This is a genomic window from Paractinoplanes pyxinae (genome assembly GCF_026626335.1).
Taxonomy (GTDB): domain Bacteria; phylum Actinomycetota; class Actinomycetes; order Mycobacteriales; family Micromonosporaceae; genus Actinoplanes; species Actinoplanes pyxinae.
On the sequence record NZ_JAPNTZ010000001.1, the window covers coordinates 911,511 to 928,086 of the forward strand.

Below are 16,576 nucleotides of genomic sequence, written 5' to 3' on the forward strand. Positions count from 1 at the left end.
ATGCGCCGGTTCGGACTCGCGAGTGTGATCGGGGTGGCCGCGCTCCTGCTGCTGAGCGCGGCGCCCGGTCACGCCACGACGCCCGGCCGGACGATGGAGTACGCCCCGGGCCGCCTGCTCGACCTCTATCTGCCGCCGCCGAGCGCCCGGCCCGCGCCGGTGGTCATCTGGTCGCACGGGTCGGGCTGGATGGCCGACAACGGCCGCGACGGCGCCGAGGTGGTCGCGGCGCACTTCAACCGGCGCGGGTACGCGGTGGCCGGGCTGGCCGTGCGTTCCAGCTCTCAGGCCCGCTTCCCGGGCCAGCTGGACGACCTGCGGGCGGCCATCCAGTTCCTGAAGGGCCAGGCCGGCCTCGACCCGGACCGGATCGGCATCATGGGCGAGTCGTCCGGCGGCTGGCTGGCCGCGATGGGCGCCGTGACCGGTCAGGTGCGGGCGGCGGTGGCGTTCTATCCGCCGACCGACTTCCTGCGCATGGACGAGTTCATGCTCGACGGGTGCGCGCCGTTCAACCGGTCGCTCGGCCTGACCGGCTGCCACGCCGACCCCCGCTCACCCGAGTCGCTGCTGCTCGGCTGCCCCATCGAGCAGTGCCCCGACAAGGTCGCCGAGGCCAACCCCATCACGTACGCGAGCAGCACGTCCGCCCCGCTGCTGATCATTCACGGTCAACGCGACATCCTCGTGCCCTGGCAGCAGGGCGAAATGCTCTTCCACGCCGTACGCGGAACCGGCGGCGACGCGACCCTGGTGCTCCTGCCGCACGGCGAGCACGGCCAATGGAACGACTACCTGAACGGCTCGGAGGCGAGCTGGGACTACGTGCTCGACTTCTTCGACTCCCGCACCTGACCGGCCCACCGGACCAGCACCGGATCGGCCAGCGTGGCGAAGACGACGTCTACCTCGAGCTCAACCCCGGCCAGCGACGGCACGCCGACGACAACCGTGCCCGCCGCCCGCGCCGAGGCAGCCCCGGTGCGGGAATCCTCGAAGGTCACCGTGCGCGCGGGCCGGGCGTCCAGCCGTGCGCAGGCGGCCAGATAGAGGTCGGGCGCCGGCTTGGGCTGCTCGACGTCGCCCGCGCTGAGCACGACCGCGAACAGGTCGTCGAGCCCGGCCGAGGCAAGGGCGGCGTCCACGAACGCTCGCGGGCTGTTGCTGGCCACCGCGACCGGCACCCGGTCGCGCAGCATCAGCACGAGCTCACGCGCGCCCGGCAGGGGGTCGGCCCCGCCGGCGAGCTCGACCGCCACCAGATCGTGCAGTCGCCGGGCGAGCGCCGGCCCCTCGCCGGGCCGCCCGAAGTAGCCGGCCATGGCCGTCCCGGCCGCCTCCAGCGTCTTGCCGATGACGATCTGCTTCTGCTCGGGCCCGAAGCCGTGCCCGTGCTCGGCGAAGATGGCGGTCTCGGCGCGCGTCCAGCTCGTCTCGGTGTCGACGAGCAGGCCGTCGCAATCGAAGACCACGGCGTCCACGTACGCGGGCAGTTCCATCCGCCCGATCCTGCCATCACGGCCACAGCGGGCTCCCTCACGGCCGGCCCACGATCAGGCGCAGGGAACCCGGGAACTCGGGCTGAGTGCGCAAATGGCCATGGCGTACGTCCCAAGCCCCCGAGCCAAGGTCGGCCCGCAGCCGTTCGACGGCCCGTTCCGCCACCGGCTCGTCGACGAAGCCCCAGGCGGACTGCGCGGCCCGCACCCGTGGATCGAGGAACTGCTCGGGTCGCGCGTAATAGGTCTCGGTGAACCCGTCCACACAATCGATCGGGACGGGCACGTCGATCACCTCGGACGTCCCGCCGATCAGTTTGGCGATGGTGTCGATCGGTAGGTAGCGCCGCCTTTCGGCCGCGATCAGTTCCGGCACGTAGTCGGCCAGCCAGAACCGGTCGAGCGCGTCCCCGTCGAAGGTCAGCACCGCCACCGGGCCGCGCGCCACCCGCCGTAGTTCGCCCAGCCCGAGCGTGACATCGGCCCATTGATGGACCGTGACGGTGGCCATCGCCGCGTCGAACGAGTCGTCGTCGAACGGCAGGTTCTCGGCCGTCGCGTCCAGCGCCGGAACCGACGGGGCCGGTCGTTGGGCGCGCATCCGGGCCGACGGCTCGACCGCCACCACGTACCGGTCGTCCGGCTCGTAGGACCCGGCCCCGGCCCCGACGTTCAGGACCGTACGGGCGTCGCCCAGCGCGGCATGAATGAGGCTCGCGATCCGCGGATCGGGCCGCCGCTGGATCGCGTACCCGTGTCCCTTGCTCTCGTAGTCGAAATCTCCCACGCGGCGACGCTAAACCCGTACCCCGGGGTCCAGGTCAAGACGGGTGTACCGCGGGTACACCCATCGTCAGAGACTTCTGCCGATCAGGAAAAGCGAGTGTGCTGAAGACATGACCACGATTGCCATCATCGGAGCCGGGCCGGGCCTGGGGGCCGCGGTCGCCCGGCGGTTCGGAGCGGAAGGCTTCGACGTCGCCCTCGTCGCGCGCGGGCGCGAACACCTCGACAAGCTCGTCGCCGAGCTGACTGGAATCAACGCCCGGGGATACGTGGCGGACGTGCGGGACGCCCGGGCGCTCGGCGCGGCTCTCGACCAGGCGGCCCAGGAGCTCGGGCCGATCGAGGTGCTGCAGTACAGCCCGATCCCGCAGAAGGAATTCCTGAAGCCCGTCCTCGAGACCACCACCGACGACGTACGCGCCGCTTTCGAGTTCTCCGTTCTCGGGCCGGTGACCGCCGTCCAGGCGGTGCTGGGCGGGATGCGGGAGCTGGGCCGCGGTTCGGTGCTGTTCGTCAACGGCGGCAGCGGCGCCCGGCCCAATCCGAAGGTGGCCGGCACGTCGATCGCCTTCGCCGGCGAGGGCGCCTACGGCTCGATGCTGCACGACACCCTGGCCGCCGAGGGCATCCACGCCGGCCAGCTGATCGTGCCCGGCGCCATCACGCCCGGCCACCCGACGCACGACCCGGACGTCCTGGCCGAGCGTCTGTGGCAGATGCACACGAGCCGCGGCGAGTTCCGCGTGTATGCCGAACCTCTGCCGTAGTTCTTCGTTGTACCGAAAGATCAAAGGAGCCATCATTCTCACCGTCAACGCCATCGCCGCGCCCTCGGCCACCGAGCCGCTCGTCCGCACCACCATCGAGCGCCGCGACCTCGGGCCGCGCGACATCCTCATCGAGATCCGCTACGCCGGCATCTGCCACTCGGACATCCACACCGTGCGCGGGGAGTGGGGCGAGGTGGCCTACCCGCTGACCGTCGGGCACGAGATCGTCGGGTCGGTCACCGAGGTCGGCTCGGAGGTCAGCAGGCACGCCGTGGGCGACCGGGTCGGGGTCGGCTGCATGGTCAACTCGTGCCGCGAGTGCCCGAACTGCCGCGCCGGCCAGGAGCAGTACTGCGAGAACGGCAACACCGGCACGTACGCGAGCGTCGACCGGGACGGCACCACCACCCAGGGCGGCTACTCGACCCACGTCGTGGTCGACGAGGACTTCGTGCTGCGGGTTCCCGAGGCCATCCCGTACGAGGCGGCGGCCCCGCTGCTGTGTGCGGGCATCACCACGTACTCGCCGCTGGCGCACTGGAACGCCGGGCCGGGCAAGAAGGTCGCCGTGGTGGGCATGGGCGGCCTCGGGCACATGGCGGTCAAGATCGCCGTGGCCATGGGGGCCGAGGTGACCGTGCTGTCGCAGACGCTCGGCAAGAAGGACGACGGGCTGGCCTTCGGCGCCGAGAACTACCACGCCACCCGGGACGCGGCCACGTTCGAGGCGCTGAAGAACACCTTCGACCTGATCATCAACACGGTCAGCGCGCCCATCGACATGGCCGCCTACCTGGGCCTGCTGCGGCTGGACGGCACGCTGGTCAGCGTGGGCGCGCCGCCGGAGCCGCTGGCCGTGCCGGTGTTCGCGCTGTTCGGCAACCGGCGCTCGTTCGCCGGCTCGGGCATCGGCAGCATCGGTGAGACGCAGGAGATGCTGGACTTCTGCGCCGAGCGCGGCATCGCCCCCGAGGTCGAGCTCATCACGGCCGACCAGGTCAATGAGGCGTACGAGCGGGTTCTGAAGTCCGACGTGCGCTACCGGTTCGTGATCGACATCGACTCGTTGCGCTGAGTCGTCGCGGCCCAGGACTCCAGGAGTTTGAGCGCCTGGGCCGTCGGCGACGCGGGCTCGGCCGAATAGATCGTCAGCGTGAGGTCGGCCTCGGCCCGGAGATCCATGCTTTCGTACGCGAGAACGAGCTCACCCACGGCATGGTGGTGGAAGACCTTGACGCCGGTGCCGTGGGTGCGCACGTTGTGCGACCCCCACCGCCGCCGGAACTCGTCGCTGCGGGTCGACAGCTCGCCTACCAGGTCGTGGATGCCCTTGTCGTGCGGGTCCTTGCCGGCCGCGGTGCGCAGGTTGGCCACGAACATGTCGGCGAACAGGTTCCAGTCCGGATAGAACCGGCGGGCGCCGGCGTCGAGGAACGTGAACAGCCCGAAGTTCGGCACCGCGTCCGGATCGGTGAACAGGTCGCTGTGCATGGCCCGGCCCAGGTGGTTGGTGGCCACGAGGTCCTGGCGGTTGTTGACCAGGATCGCCGGCGTGTGGATGGCATCCAGGGACCACTGCACATTCGGCCGGACGGTCCACTGCTTGGGCCGGCGGGCGGGCCGCACCAGGTTGCTGCTGCCGTTGGCCGAGCTGGCCAGCCGGAACAGGTGAGTCCGCTCCGCCTCGTCCAGCTGCAACGCCCGCGCGATCGCGTCGAGCACCCCGGCCGACACGCCCGCCAGCGAGCCCCGCTCGAGTTTGGCGTAGTACTCGACGCTCATCCCGGCCAGCGCGGCCACCTCGCTGCGCCGCAGCCCCGGCACCCGCCGCTGCCCGGCGCTGGGAATGCCCGCCCGCTCCGGCGTGATCTTCGCTCGGCGGGTGGTCAGGAAGTCCCGCACCTCGGCTCGGTTGTCCACTCCTCGACGGTACGACGCGCACCGGCCGCCAGGGATGCACTGCCGGTACACCCCACCTCCTAAGATCACCCCGGTGCGCACAGAACCGATCACCATCGATGGTGTGGCCGGCCCGGTCGTGGTCACCACCGGCCGCTTCGGCGGCGCGGCCCGGGTCGAGGTGAACGGGGAGGTCGTACCCCAGTTGGGTGACCGCCACCACCGGCTGCCGGCCACCGGCGGCGGCACTGTCGAGGCCGTGGTGCGGGGCGGCACGTTCGACCCGTACCCGACCGTCGAGGTCGGCGGGGTGAAGCACCGCACCGGGCCGAAGGTGAACGGCGTCGTGCAGGCCCTGGCCTTCGCGCCGATGATCATGGCGATCACCAGCGGCCTGGTCGGCGGGCTGGTCGGCCTGGCCGGCGTCCTGGCCAACGCGACGCTGCTGCGGTCCCGCCTGCGCCCCGGCGCCAAGGTGCTCGCCGTCATCGGGGTCGACCTGGCCGTGATCGTCGTGGCCGTCGCCCTGGCTATGGCCGTCCGGCACGCGATCGACTGAGCTGCGGGGTACTGCCGGTACACCCCTTGACAGGAACTCCCCGGGGCGGCCGGGACGCGCTGTGATGGGTGGGTGAAGCTCTCCGCCGGCGTCGTCGGCACCGTCGTCTTCCTCACCGCCATCGCCCCGCTGGCCACCGACATGTACGTGCCGGCGTTCCCGCGGGTGGCCGGTGAGCTGGCGGCGTCGGCGACCCAGGTGCAGCTTACTTTGACGACGTTCTTCGTCGGGATGGCGCTGGGCCAGCTGATCGGCGGCCCGGTGTCGGACCAGCGGGGACGCCGCCGGCCGCTGCTGGCGGCGATCGTGCTGATGACCGTGGCCTCGGTGGTGTGCGCGCTCACGCCGTCGATCGGGGTGCTGATGGCGGCCCGGTTCGTGCAGGGGTTCAGCGGCGGCTGGGCGATGGTGATCGGCCGGGCCGTGATCGTCGACCTGGCCTCCGGGCCCCGGCTCGTACGGGTGTTGAACGTGATCGCCGGAGTGGGCGGGGTGGCGCCGATCGCCGGGCCGCTGCTGGGCGCGGTCATCCTGCAGGTGTCGGACTGGCGGATGTCGTTCTGGGCGGTGGCCGCCCTCGGCGTCGCGATGCTGGTGGCGGTGCTGGTCGCCGTGCCGGAATCGCTGCCCGTGGAGCGGCGGCACGGCGGTGGGCTGCGGGCCTTCGCAGTGGCCGGGCGGCAGGTGCTCTCGCGGCGCCGCTACGTCGGGTATCTGCTGGTCAGCGGCTCGGCGATGGGAGCCCTGTTCGCGTACGTGGCGACGTCGGCCTTCGTCCTGCAGTCGATGAATGGCCTGTCGCCGATCGGGTACTCGGTCGACTTCGCGGCCAACGCGGCCGGCATGACCGTGGCCGCGCTCGTGGCGGCGCGGCTGGCCGGGCGCGTGTCCACCCGCCGGGTGATCCTGACCGGGCAGATCGCGGCCCTGGCGGCCGGGGTGGCGATGCTGGCCGGGGCGCTGTGGTTCGGCACCCCGCTGCTGCTGGCGATCGTCTGCTTCCTGGTGCTCATGACGGCGCAGGGGCTGATCGGGCCCAACGGCGGCGCGCTGGCGTCGGCCGAGGTGCCCGAGCACCCCGGCACCGGGTCGGCGCTGCTCGGGTTCGTGCAGTGGGTGGCCGCCGGCACCATCGCCCCGATCGCCGGGCTCGGCGGGGAGCACACCGCCGTACCGATGGCCCTGTTGATGGTCGGCGGGGCTGTTCTTTCGATGGCCGGGCTCGCCCTGGCCGGATCAAGTGAGAGGAACAACTATGCGTGGCGTAGTTATGCACGCGCCCGGTGACGTCCGGGTGGAGAACCGTGAGGACCCGCGGATCGAGGCGCCCACGGACGCGATCCTGCGGCTGTCGGCGACCTGCGTCTGCGGGTCCGACCTGTGGCCGTACCGCGGTGTCGACAAGGTCGAGGGCCCGTCCCCGATGGGCCACGAGTACGTCGGTGTCGTCGAGGCCGTGGGCAGCGAGGTCACCACGGTCAAGCCGGGGCAGTTCGTGGTCGGCTCGTTCTGGGCGTCCGACAACACCTGTGAGGTCTGCCGGGCCGGCTACCAGAGCGCCTGCGTGCACCGCCAGCCGATGGGCCAGTTCGGCTCACAGGCCGAGTACCTGCGGGTGCCGCTGGCCGACGGCACGCTGGTCGGCACGCCCGAGGTGCCGTCGGACGACCTGATCCCGAGCTACCTGGCCGCCTCGGACGTGCTCGGCACGGGCTGGTTCGCCGCTACGGCGGCCGAGGTGGGGCCGGGCAAGACGGTGGCCGTCGTCGGTGACGGCGCGGTCGGCCTGCTCGGTGTGCTCGCGGCCCGGCAGCTGGGCGCGGAGCGGATCATCGCGATGAGCCGGCACGAGTCGCGGCAGCAGTTGGCCCGGCAGTTCGGGGCGACCGACATCGTCACCGAGCGCGGCGACGAGGGCATCGCCCGGATCAAGGAACTGACGAACGGGCTGGGCGCGCACTCGGTGATCGAGGCGGTCGGCACCCAGGAGTCGATGATGCAGGCGCTGCACTCGACGCGGCCCGGCGGCAACGTCGGCTTCGTCGGCGTCACCCACGACGTGAGCCTGCCCGGCATGGACATGTTCTGGTCGCTGGTCAAGGTGCAGGGCGGCCCGGCCTCCGTACGCCGGTTCCTGCCCCACCTGATGGAGCTGATCGGCAACCGGACGATCAACCCCGGCCTGGTCTTCGACCTCGACCTGCCCCTCGACCAGGCCGCCGAGGGCTACCGCGCCATGGACGAGCGCCGCGCGATCAAGACCCTGCTGCGGCCGTGACGGATCACGCCCCCCTCCGGTCTACCGCGGGAGCCTGATCGGCTCTAGCCTCGGACCGGGGGAGGGGTTTGAGCCATGACCAGCGGTTCCGCCGCGCGTGAGGTCCGTGGCCGGCGCTCGGAGTGCGCGTCCCTCGACCGGTTGGTCAGCGACGTGCGCTCCGGCCGCGGCCAGACCTTGCTTCTGCGCGGCGAACCGGGGATCGGGAAGTCCGCTTTATTGCGGTACGCCGGTCGGCGCGCGGCCGGATTCCGGGTGGCGCAGGCGGCCGGTGTCGAGTCCGAGGTGGAGCTGCCGTTCGCGGGCCTGCACCAGCTGTGCGCGCCCATGCTCGACCAGCGCGCCCGGCTGCCCCAACCGCAGCGCGAGGCGCTGGGCGTCGTCTTCGGCTACAGCGCCGGCTCCCCGCCCGACCGGCTGCTGGTCGGCGTGGCGGTGCTGAGCCTGCTGGCGGCGGTGTCCGAAGAGAAGCCGCTGCTCTGCCTCATCGACGACGCGCAATGGCTGGACGAGACATCGGTGCAGGCGCTGACGTTCGTCTCGCGCCGGCTGCTGGCCGAGCGGGTCGGGGTGGTCTTCGCCATCCGCGAGTCGGCGGCCGGTCGCGCCTGGCGGGGCCTGCCCGACCTGCCGGTGGGTGGCCTCGGTAACGACGACGCGCGCGCCCTGCTCGAGTCGGCCGTGCCGGGGCGGCTCGACGAACGCGTGCGGGACAGGATCGTCGCCGAGACCCGCGGCAATCCGCTGGCCCTGATCGAACTGCCCCGGGGGCTGACGGCGGCCGAGCTGGCCGGCGGCTTCGGGTTGCCGGACGCGCGGCCGCTGGCCGGCAAGATCGAGCAGAGCTTCGCCCAGCGCGTGCGTTCGCTGCCCGCGGCGACCCAGCAGCTGCTGCTGACCGCCGCGGCCGAACCGCTCGGCGACGCCGGGCTGCTGCGCGACGCGGCCACGCTGCTCGGCGTGCCGATGCGGGCGCTGGCGGCGGCCGAGCAGGCCGGTCTGATCGAGGTGGACTCCCGGGTGCGGTTCCGGCATCCGCTGGTCCGTACGGCGGTGTACCGGGCGGCGACGCCGGCCGACCGCCGCGAGGTGCACGAGGCCCTGGCCCGGGCGACCGACCCGGCCGAGGAGCCCGACCGGCGGGCCTGGCACCGGGCGCACGCGGCCGAGGAGGCCGACGAGGCGGTCGCGGCCGATCTGGTCGGCTCGGCCGAGCGGGCCCAGCGCCGCGGCGGCATCGCGGCCGCGGCCGAGTTCCTGCGGCGGGCCACCGAGCTGACCCCCGACCCGGCAACGCGGGCGGCCCGGGCGCTGACCGCTGCCGAGGCTGAGCTGCGTTGCGGCGCCTTCGAGACCGCGTCGAAGCTGCTGCTCACCGCGGAGGGACCGGCCGACGAGCTGCATCAGGCCCGGGTCGCCCTGGTGCGGGCCCAGATCGCCTTCGCCTCCGGGCACGACATGGCCGCGCCCCGGCTGCTGCTCGACGCGGCCCGCCGGCTCGAACCGCTCGACCTGGAGCTGGCCCGGGACACGTACCGCGACGCGCTGGGCGCGGCGCTGCTGGCGGGCGGGCTCAGCGAGGGCGTGGGGATGACCGAGGTGGCCCGGGCGGTGCTGGCCGCGCCCGAGCCCTCGCCCCGCCGGCCGGGCGACCTGCTGCTGAACAGCCTGGCCGTGCTCTACACCGACGGCTACGCGGCTGCCGTGCCGCTCGCCCAGCAGGCCCTGCGGGCGTTCCGCGCCGACGGGCAGTCCGATCAGCCCTGGCTGTGGCTGGCCGTGGTCACCAGCGCCATGATGTTCGACGAGGCGACCTGGGCCGTGCTGAACCAGCGGCACGTCCGGGCGGCCCGCGCGCTCGGCGATCTGAGCGCGCTTCCGCTCACGCTCAACTCGCTCGTGTGCCTGCAGATGTTCGGCGGCGAGCTGGCCGCCGCGGCGGCGGCCGTCGCCGAGATCCACGCCATCGGGGACGCCACGGCCGTCGCCCTCGCGCCGTACGGCGCCCTGACCGTGGCCGCCTTCAAGGGTGACGAGGCCGTCGCCGGCCCGCTGATCGAGGCGGCCGCGGCCGATGTGGCCGCCCGCGGCGAGGACAGCGGCGTCATGGTCACCCATTGGAGCCGGGCGGTGCTGCTGAACGGTCTCGCCCGTTATCACGAGGCGCTGCCGGCGGCGCTGGCCGCGATGGAGCACCCGAACGAGTCGGGCGTCTGGTACTGGTCGCACGCCGAGCTGATCGAGGCGGCCGTCCGCACCGACCAGCCCCAACTCGCCGCTGCGGCCTACGAGAGCCTGGCCGTGCGGCTGCGCGCGGCCGGCACCGACTGGGCGCTCGGGATGCTGGCCCGGTGCACCGCGCTGCTGCGCACCGGCCCCGAGGCCGAGGCGTGCTTCCGGCAGGCGATCGACCATCTCGGCCGGACGAGGATGCGGCTGGAACTGGCTCGCGCGCATCTGCTGTACGGCGAATGGCTGCGCCGCGAGAACCGGCGCCGGGACGCCCGCGGCCACCTGCGGACCGCGCACGACATGCTCACCGCGGCCGGCGCGGGCGCCTTCGCCGACCGGGCCCGCCGCGAGCTGGCCGCCGCCGGCGAGGTGATCGCCGACCCGGCCGTGCGGGCCAGCGACAGCCTGACCGCGCAGGAGGCGACCATCGCCGCCCTGGCCGGCACCGGCCTGACCAACGCCGAGATCGGCGCCCAGCTGTTCCTGAGCCAGCACACCGTCGAGTGGCACCTGCGCAAGGTCTTCACCAAGCTCGGCATCACCTCGCGCAAACAGCTCCGCCCGCCGTCACAGATCGGTTGATCAGCTTGTCTGGCTGATATGAGCCCGATCAGCCTGCCCCGACCCGTCGCCGTGGCGGTGGGTGGCGGGGGCGTGCTGGGCGCGGCCCACGTGGGCGCCGGCTACGCGCTCGAGCATCGGGGATTCGTACCGGACCTGATCGTCGGCACCTCGGTCGGCGCCCTCACCGGGGCGATCGCGGCCGCCCACCCCGACGACGCGGCGCCCTGGCTCGACCAGGTGTGGACGAGGTTGCGCCGCCGCGACGTCTTCCCGCTCGGCTATCTGTCCTCGCGGGCCAGCGTCTTCGCCGACCGCGGCCTGCGCAAGCTGATCGCCGGGGCCGGGCTGCCCGAGCGGATCGAGCAGCTGCCCATCCCGTTCATCGCGGTCGCCACCGATCTCACGACCGGCGACCCGGTGCTGCTCGACCACGGTGACCTCGAGTCGGCCCTGCTGGCCAGCGCGGCCATCCCGGGCGTGCTGCCCCCGGTCGTGCGGGACGGGCGGACGCTGATCGACGGCGGCGTGGTCGCGTACGTGCCGGTGCTGGCGGCGTGGCAGGCCGGGGCGGCCAGCGTGCTGGCCCTCTCGATCGTGCCGGAGAGCAGCCCGCTGCCGGCCGCCGTGCCGCGCCGCCGGGCCGGGGCCATCGCCGCCCGGGCCGGGATCCTGATGTTCCGGCACCAGATCGAGCGGGATCTGCGCGAGGTGGCCCGGAACATCCCCACCGTGGTGCTGCCCACCGGCATCGAGGCCTGGCCCTCGCCGTGGGACTTCGGGCAGACGCGCCGCCTGATCACCACCGCCGCCGTCGCGGCGGGCGCCTTCCTCGACCGGCTGGACGTCGACGGGCCCGGTCTGTACCGAGTCGCTGAGCCATCACTGGAGGTCGAACGATGAGCACCATCGCGTTCCTCAACATCGCCATGCACGGGCGGGTCAACCCGACGTTGCCGATCGTGGCCGAGCTCGTCCGGCGTGGACACACCGTCAGCTATCACACGTCGCCCGCCTTCGCGACCAAGGTGGAGGCGGCCGGCGCGACCGTGCGCCTCTATCCCGGCGTCGACCAGCCGCTGCCCGATCCGCCGATCCCTCTCACCCTGCTGCGCGGGCTGGCCGAGGCGGCCGTCGGGCTGCTGCCGGTCGTGGTGGGTGAATTGCGGCGCGTACGCCCGGACCTGATCGTCCATGACTCGGCCTGCCCGTGGGGCGCGCTGGCCGCCCGGGAGCTGGGCGTGCCGGCGGCGTCCTCGTTCACCACGTTCGCGTTCAACCGCGAGGCGCCGAGCCCGACCCGCCTCTCGCGCGAGCTGCTGGCCGAGGCGGTGGCCAACCCGGCCGCGGCGATCGGCTTCCTGCGGGCCCGGCTGAAGCTGGGCCGGGGACTGCCCCTGACCGACCTGGGCAACCTGCGCCAGCCGCTCAACCTCGTCTACACCTCGCGCGCGTTCCAGATCGGCGCCGACGGCTTCGACCGCTCGTACCGCTTCGTCGGCCCCAGCATCGGCGCCCGGCCGCCCGACCCGTCCTTCCCCATCGACGAGCTGAAAGACCCCGTCCTGTACGCGTCACTGGGCACAGTCTTCGACGCTGACCCCAAGCTGCTGCGCACCTTCGCCGCCGCTTTGGCCCCACTGGGCGGAACTGTGGTCGTGGCGACCGGCGGCCACGACCCGGCCGAGCTGGGCCCGCTGCCCGGCAACGTGATCGCCCGGCAAAGCGTGCCGCAGCCCGAGGTGCTGGCCCGGGCGGCCCTGTTCATCACCCACGGCGGCATGAACGGCACCAACGAAGCCCTGTACGCGGGCGTGCCCATGCTGGTCGTCCCGCAGGGCGCCGATCAGCCGCTGGTCGCCTCCCGCGTGGTCGCGCTCGGCGCCGGCCTCTCGCTGACCAACGCCGAGGTCAGCGAGGACGTCGTGCGCGACCGGGCCCGGCAGTTGCTCGACGATCCGAGATTCCGCGAGGCGGCCCAGATCATGAGCACCGCCCAGCAGCAGGCGGGCGGCCCGCTGCGGGCGGTCGACGAGCTCCAGCGGTACCTGAAGATCGTGCCGGCCGAGCGATGACCGCCGGGGTCGTCGTGCTGCTGGTGCTGGCCGGGCTGTCCGAGGCCGCCGGGCGCGTGCTGCCCGTGGTCGCGGGCCGGTCCGGGGCGACGCGGACGGGCACGGCCGGGCTGCTGCTGACCGGAACCGTGATCGACGGCGTGATGATTGCGCTGTGGCCGGTGCTGGCGTCGGTGCTGGCCGGAGCCGACACGATGGTGTGGAGCGCGAGCCTGGTCGCGCCGCTGCTGCTGGCCGCGGTGCTGGCGTTCCCGCTGCTCGGGCCCGCGTTGCACGGGCTGCTGGTGGTCGGGGTGGGGGCCGGGCTGACCGGGGCGCTGGCCACTTCGGCCGGCATCGGCTGGTGGCAGGCGGCCGGGTGGGTGGCGCTGGCCGGCGTCGGGCTGGCCGCCGCCGTCACCGGGGTCCGCCGCCTGGTGATCAGCCTGCATCGGGGGCGGTCCCATGGCTGAGTTCGGGCTCCTGCTGCTGCTGGCCGTGGTCGGCCCGGTCCTGCTGGCTGAGGGGTTGCTCGCCCGGTACGAGTTATTGATCTACGCCGCGGGCTGGCGAGCACCGACGACAGCGTTGCCGGACGGGATGCCGTACGCACGAGGAGCGCAAGCGGACCGCCCGCCCGACGCCTATCTGGTCTATCTGGACGGCATCGGCAAGCGGCGGTTCCGCGACACCCGCGACGGCGGCCGGCTGGTCCAGGCGATCCTCGAGACCGCGCCCGAACTGCGGGTGCTGGGCCAGGTGCTGCCGTACTCGCCGCTGGCCGACCCGCTGGCCGACCGGCGCGTCTGGGCCTGGCTGCGGCGCCGGATCGGACTGGTGCTGTTCCTGCACAACGTGATGCAGATCTTCATCGCGGCCGACCGCCGCTACCGCCCGCACTACAACCGCGCCGTGGGCGCGCAGATCGCCGCCCATCTGCGGCTCGGCGGCTACCAGCCGGACAGCGGAGTGCCCGTCGTGCTGCTCAGCTACAGCGGCGGCGCGCAACTCGCGACGGGCGCGGTCGAGGGCCTGTGGGCCGAACTGCGGTGCCCGCTGCAACTCATCTCCATCGGCGGCTTCCACAACGGCGCCAACGACGTCACCCACGCCCGGCGCCTCGACGTGATCACCAGCTCGGAGGACTGGATCGAACGGCTCGGCTCGCGCATCTTCCCGCCCCGCTGGCCGCTGCTGCGCGCCAGCGCATGGAACCGGGCCGTCCGGGCCGGCCAGATCACCGTGCACCGGCTCGACCCGGCCACCCACGTCGGCCCGCGCAGCTACATCAGCCCGGAGGCCCGCATGCCGGACGGCCGGACCTACCTCGACCGGACGGCGGAAACGGTCATTGCCCTGATCCGCGAGCAACGGCCTGTGCGACGACGGCTGCCCTGAACGCGTGCGCCATACTTCGGTGCCTTTGTCGTGAGGAGAGCCGATGGTCCGCGCACGCCTGTCGGAGTGGACGCTGCGCCGCCGGGTGGCGGTGCTGTTCACCGTGGCCGGGATCCTGCTGGCCGGGATCGGCGCGCTGGCCGCGGTGACGGCGGTCGACAGCAACGACAACCTCGACGTGATCCTCGAGAAGACCGGGCCCATGCGCATCGCCGGGCAGGAGCTGTACTCGGCCTACCTCGACCAGGAGACCGGCGTACGCGGCTATGCGCTCAGCCGGTCCGCGAAGAACCTTCAGCCGTACGAGCAAGGGGCCACCGCCGAGCGCGACCTGCTCGCCCAGATCGAGACGCTGAACGACTCCGACGGCAACGCGGCGATCGCCGCCTCCATCGCGGCCGTGCGGGCGCGGGCCGCGGAATGGCGGCGGGCCGTCGCCGAGCCGGTCATCAACGGCGACTCGGCCGGAACCATCGGCACCGCCCAGTTCGACGCGCTGCGGGCCGCGGTCGACCAGTTGCAGGCCGACATCCTCGACCTGCGCAACGAGGCGGTCGACGCGGCCCGCCGCACCGGTTCCGTCCTGGTCGCGCTCGAGATCGGGGCCGCGTTCATCGTCATCGTGGTCGGCGCCCTGATGCTGCTGCTGCTCAACCGGCTGGTCGCGCGGCCCGTCACCGAGCTCGCGGCGCAGGTGCGGCAGGTGGCCGGCGGCGACTACGAGCGGCCCATCACCAGCGGCGGATCGCCCGAGCTGCGCAGCCTGGCCGGCGACGTCGACGGGATGCGGCGGCAGATCGCGCAGGAGCTGACCCAGGTGCGCGAGGCGCGGGCCGAGGTGGAGTCGGCCAACGAGCAGCTGGAGGCCAAGGCCGAGGAGCTGACCCGCTCCAACCGGGACCTCGAGCAGTTCGCCTACGTCGCCTCGCACGACCTGCAGGAGCCGTTGCGCAAGGTGGCCAGCTTCTGCCAGCTGCTCCAGCGGCGGTACGGCGGTCAGCTCGACGACCGGGCCGACCAGTACATCGCCTTCGCGGTGGACGGCGCCGAACGCATGCAACGCCTGATCAACGACCTGCTCGCGTTCAGCCGGATCGGCCGCATCACCGCCGGCTTCAAGCAGGTCGAGCTGGGCCAGGTGCTGCCCGAGGTGAAGTCGCAGCTGGAGGCCCGGGCCGGGGCCGAGGCGAAGATCAGCTGGGGCGAGCTGCCGGCCGTCGAGGGCGAGGAGCCGCTGCTCACCACGCTGTTCGTCAACCTGATCGGCAATTCGCTCAAGTTCCGGCGGCCCGACGTGCCACCCGAGGTGCGGGTGACGGCGGAACGCGACGGCGACCAGTGGAAGATCAACGTACGCGACAACGGGATCGGCATCGAGCGCGAGTTCGCCGACAAGGTCTTCGTCATCTTCCAGCGCCTGCACCCCCGCGACGCGTACGAGGGCACCGGCATCGGCCTGGCCATCGTCAAGAAGATCATCGAATACCACGGCGGCCGCATCTGGCTCGACCTCGACGTCGAGCAGGGCGCGTCGATCTGGTTCACGCTCCCGGTCCGGCCCGGCGCCGCCACTGCGACGGAGTGAGCCCGTACCGGGCCTTGAACCGGCGCGTGAAGTGGGTGGGATCGCGGAAACCCCAGCGCTGCGCGATGGTGGCGATGGGCAGGTGGCGGCGGTCGGGCCGGCTCAGTTCGTGGCCTACGCGGTGCAGGCGCTCGTTGATGATCCACTGCTCGAGGCTGAGGCCGGCGTCGGCGCACAACTTGTAGAGCTGCCGCACCGAGACGCCGTGCGCGGCCGCGATCATCGCCGGGCTGAGGTTGGGATCGGCCAGGCGCCGGCGGGTGAAGGCGCGCACCCGGGTCAGCAGCGTCTCGGCGAACACCTGCGGGGCGTGCCGGTGCGACCGGGCGGCCGAGACGAGCAGGGCGCGGACCAGGTCGATGCTGGCCGCCGCGGCCGCCGCCGAGGCCGGGTCGCCGGTGATGCCGGCCGGGTCGCGTCCGAGCTGCGCGATGTGCTCGGTGACGAGGCGGTAGAGCGGACTGGCGCCGGGCACGGCCGACGCCCGGCGCACGACATCGAGCGGAAGACCCAATTGGTCGTACGGAATCTGCAGCGCGGCCGCCCCGCCCGAGCCCGACCACGAGTAGTCGTACGGCGCCGACAGATCAACCACGACCAGCTCACCCGGCGCGACCAGGCGCTGGTGCCCGCCCTGCTCGATCCGCCCGTCGGCCCGCTGCTGCACGGCCAGCGCCACCACCGGCATGCTGTCCTGCCGGGCCTGCTTGGCCGTGCGCAGCAGCCGGATCCCCGACGACCGGTGCGTGAAGATGTTGGCGTCCCCGAAGTCCCACACCTCGAGCCGCGCGTGCACCGCCCCGGCCGGATCCTCGTGCACCACATGACAGGGCGCTGACGCGTACAGCATCGCCGTGTTCACGGCCTCGACCCGCTGGTCGGCCGTCAGCTCAGCCGTGTCAAGCACGTACCCCATGCACGTCAGTGTCGCACCGTGATCGATCTTCCCGACTCC

General features: G+C 72.8%; 16 protein-coding genes. 12 read left to right on the plus strand and 4 right to left on the minus strand.

What is annotated here, in order from left to right; translation table 11 throughout:
• Positions 1 to 855, plus strand: coding sequence for an alpha/beta hydrolase (locus tag OWR29_RS03965; protein WP_267560972.1), 855 nt, complete (start codon positions 1 to 3; stop codon positions 853 to 855).
• Here the strand turns inward: OWR29_RS03965 and OWR29_RS03970 are convergent.
• Together OWR29_RS03970 and OWR29_RS03975 are read right to left on the minus strand one after the other, a co-directional pair.
• Complete coding sequence (locus tag OWR29_RS03970; RefSeq protein WP_267560973.1) at positions 822 to 1,499, minus strand: HAD family hydrolase; 678 nt, start codon at positions 1,497 to 1,499, stop codon at positions 822 to 824. The two genes, OWR29_RS03965 and OWR29_RS03970, sit on opposite strands and share 34 nt — an antisense overlap.
• Before the next feature lie 37 nt (positions 1,500 to 1,536).
• Positions 1,537 to 2,286: a class I SAM-dependent methyltransferase gene (locus OWR29_RS03975; RefSeq protein WP_267560974.1), complete on the minus strand. Its 750-nt coding sequence runs from the start codon at positions 2,284 to 2,286 to the stop codon at positions 1,537 to 1,539.
• Between the two features lie 109 nt (positions 2,287 to 2,395).
• On the opposite strand from OWR29_RS03975, the gene OWR29_RS03980 reads away from it, so the two are divergent.
• On the plus strand, positions 2,396 to 3,052 hold the full coding sequence (locus tag OWR29_RS03980; protein ID WP_267560975.1) for an SDR family NAD(P)-dependent oxidoreductase: 657 nt from the start codon (positions 2,396 to 2,398) through the stop codon (positions 3,050 to 3,052).
• A 34-nt stretch (positions 3,053 to 3,086) separates the two neighbouring features.
• The gene (locus OWR29_RS03985) at positions 3,087 to 4,130 is read left to right on the plus strand and encodes an NAD(P)-dependent alcohol dehydrogenase (protein WP_267561183.1); all 1,044 of its coding nucleotides are present in this window, start codon (positions 3,087 to 3,089) and stop codon (positions 4,128 to 4,130) included.
• On the opposite strand, the gene OWR29_RS03990 is transcribed toward OWR29_RS03985, so the two are convergent.
• Positions 4,094 to 4,975 (minus strand): helix-turn-helix transcriptional regulator, encoded by an 882-nt coding sequence (locus OWR29_RS03990; RefSeq protein ID WP_267560977.1) that lies wholly within the window; start codon positions 4,973 to 4,975, stop codon positions 4,094 to 4,096. The two genes, OWR29_RS03985 and OWR29_RS03990, sit on opposite strands and share 37 nt — an antisense overlap.
• A gap of 73 nt (positions 4,976 to 5,048) precedes the next feature.
• Here OWR29_RS03990 and OWR29_RS03995 point away from each other — a divergent pair, with 73 nt between their 5' ends.
• The 9 genes from OWR29_RS03995 to OWR29_RS04035 all read left to right on the plus strand — a co-directional run bounded on the left by OWR29_RS03995 (position 5,049) and on the right by OWR29_RS04035 (position 15,621).
• Positions 5,049 to 5,513: a hypothetical protein gene (locus tag OWR29_RS03995; RefSeq protein WP_267560979.1), complete on the plus strand. Its 465-nt coding sequence runs from the start codon at positions 5,049 to 5,051 to the stop codon at positions 5,511 to 5,513.
• A gap of 72 nt (positions 5,514 to 5,585) precedes the next feature.
• Positions 5,586 to 6,800 (plus strand): multidrug effflux MFS transporter, encoded by a 1,215-nt coding sequence (locus OWR29_RS04000; RefSeq protein ID WP_267560980.1) that lies wholly within the window; start codon positions 5,586 to 5,588, stop codon positions 6,798 to 6,800.
• The gene (locus OWR29_RS04005; protein ID WP_267560981.1) at positions 6,769 to 7,791 is read left to right on the plus strand and encodes a zinc-dependent alcohol dehydrogenase family protein; all 1,023 of its coding nucleotides are present in this window, start codon (positions 6,769 to 6,771) and stop codon (positions 7,789 to 7,791) included. The genes OWR29_RS04000 and OWR29_RS04005 overlap by 32 nt, the downstream gene beginning before the upstream one ends.
• 75 nt (positions 7,792 to 7,866) lie before the next feature.
• Positions 7,867 to 10,605 (plus strand): helix-turn-helix transcriptional regulator, encoded by a 2,739-nt coding sequence (locus OWR29_RS04010; protein ID WP_267560982.1) that lies wholly within the window; start codon positions 7,867 to 7,869, stop codon positions 10,603 to 10,605.
• An 18-nt stretch (positions 10,606 to 10,623) separates the two neighbouring features.
• Positions 10,624 to 11,487, plus strand: a complete 864-nt coding sequence (locus tag OWR29_RS04015) for a patatin-like phospholipase family protein (protein WP_267560983.1) — start codon at positions 10,624 to 10,626, stop codon at positions 11,485 to 11,487.
• Positions 11,484 to 12,659 (plus strand): macrolide family glycosyltransferase, encoded by a 1,176-nt coding sequence (locus tag OWR29_RS04020; RefSeq protein ID WP_267560984.1) that lies wholly within the window; start codon positions 11,484 to 11,486, stop codon positions 12,657 to 12,659. Before OWR29_RS04015 ends, OWR29_RS04020 begins: the two co-directional genes overlap by 4 nt.
• A complete protein-coding gene (locus OWR29_RS04025; protein WP_267560985.1) occupies positions 12,656 to 13,111 on the plus strand; it encodes a hypothetical protein in 456 nt (151 codons plus the stop codon). Before OWR29_RS04020 ends, OWR29_RS04025 begins: the two co-directional genes overlap by 4 nt.
• Positions 13,104 to 14,036 carry a hypothetical protein gene (locus OWR29_RS04030; RefSeq protein ID WP_267560986.1) on the plus strand — a complete coding sequence of 311 codons (933 nt, stop codon included), beginning with the start codon at positions 13,104 to 13,106 and terminating at the stop codon, positions 14,034 to 14,036. The genes OWR29_RS04025 and OWR29_RS04030 overlap by 8 nt, the downstream gene beginning before the upstream one ends.
• 43 nt (positions 14,037 to 14,079) lie before the next feature.
• On the plus strand, positions 14,080 to 15,621 hold the full coding sequence (locus tag OWR29_RS04035) for a sensor histidine kinase (protein ID WP_267560987.1): 1,542 nt from the start codon (positions 14,080 to 14,082) through the stop codon (positions 15,619 to 15,621).
• On the opposite strand, the gene OWR29_RS04040 is transcribed toward OWR29_RS04035, so the two are convergent.
• Positions 15,578 to 16,537 carry an AraC-like ligand-binding domain-containing protein gene (locus tag OWR29_RS04040; protein WP_267560988.1) on the minus strand — a complete coding sequence of 320 codons (960 nt, stop codon included), beginning with the start codon at positions 16,535 to 16,537 and terminating at the stop codon, positions 15,578 to 15,580. The two genes, OWR29_RS04035 and OWR29_RS04040, sit on opposite strands and share 44 nt — an antisense overlap.
• Positions 16,538 to 16,576: the final 39 nt, after the last annotated feature.

What these genes read in the sequence shown, in the direction of transcription:
- OWR29_RS03965 (WP_267560972.1), top strand. Translation starts at nt 1, where the DNA reads ATGCGCCGGTTCGGACTCGCGAGTGTGATCGGGGTGGCCGCGCTCCTG.
- OWR29_RS03970 (WP_267560973.1), bottom strand. Translation starts at nt 1,499, where the DNA reads ATGGAACTGCCCGCGTACGTGGACGCCGTGGTCTTCGATTGCGACGGC.
- OWR29_RS03980 (WP_267560975.1), top strand. Translation starts at nt 2,396, where the DNA reads ATGACCACGATTGCCATCATCGGAGCCGGGCCGGGCCTGGGGGCCGCG.
- OWR29_RS04005 (WP_267560981.1), top strand. Translation starts at nt 6,769, where the DNA reads ATGCGTGGCGTAGTTATGCACGCGCCCGGTGACGTCCGGGTGGAGAAC.
- OWR29_RS04010 (WP_267560982.1), top strand. Translation starts at nt 7,867, where the DNA reads ATGACCAGCGGTTCCGCCGCGCGTGAGGTCCGTGGCCGGCGCTCGGAG.
- OWR29_RS04015 (WP_267560983.1), top strand. Translation starts at nt 10,624, where the DNA reads ATGAGCCCGATCAGCCTGCCCCGACCCGTCGCCGTGGCGGTGGGTGGC.
- OWR29_RS04020 (WP_267560984.1), top strand. Translation starts at nt 11,484, where the DNA reads ATGAGCACCATCGCGTTCCTCAACATCGCCATGCACGGGCGGGTCAAC.
- OWR29_RS04025 (WP_267560985.1), top strand. Translation starts at nt 12,656, where the DNA reads ATGACCGCCGGGGTCGTCGTGCTGCTGGTGCTGGCCGGGCTGTCCGAG.
- OWR29_RS04030 (WP_267560986.1), top strand. Translation starts at nt 13,104, where the DNA reads ATGGCTGAGTTCGGGCTCCTGCTGCTGCTGGCCGTGGTCGGCCCGGTC.
- OWR29_RS04035 (WP_267560987.1), top strand. Translation starts at nt 14,080, where the DNA reads ATGGTCCGCGCACGCCTGTCGGAGTGGACGCTGCGCCGCCGGGTGGCG.
- OWR29_RS04040 (WP_267560988.1), bottom strand. Translation starts at nt 16,537, where the DNA reads ATGGGGTACGTGCTTGACACGGCTGAGCTGACGGCCGACCAGCGGGTC.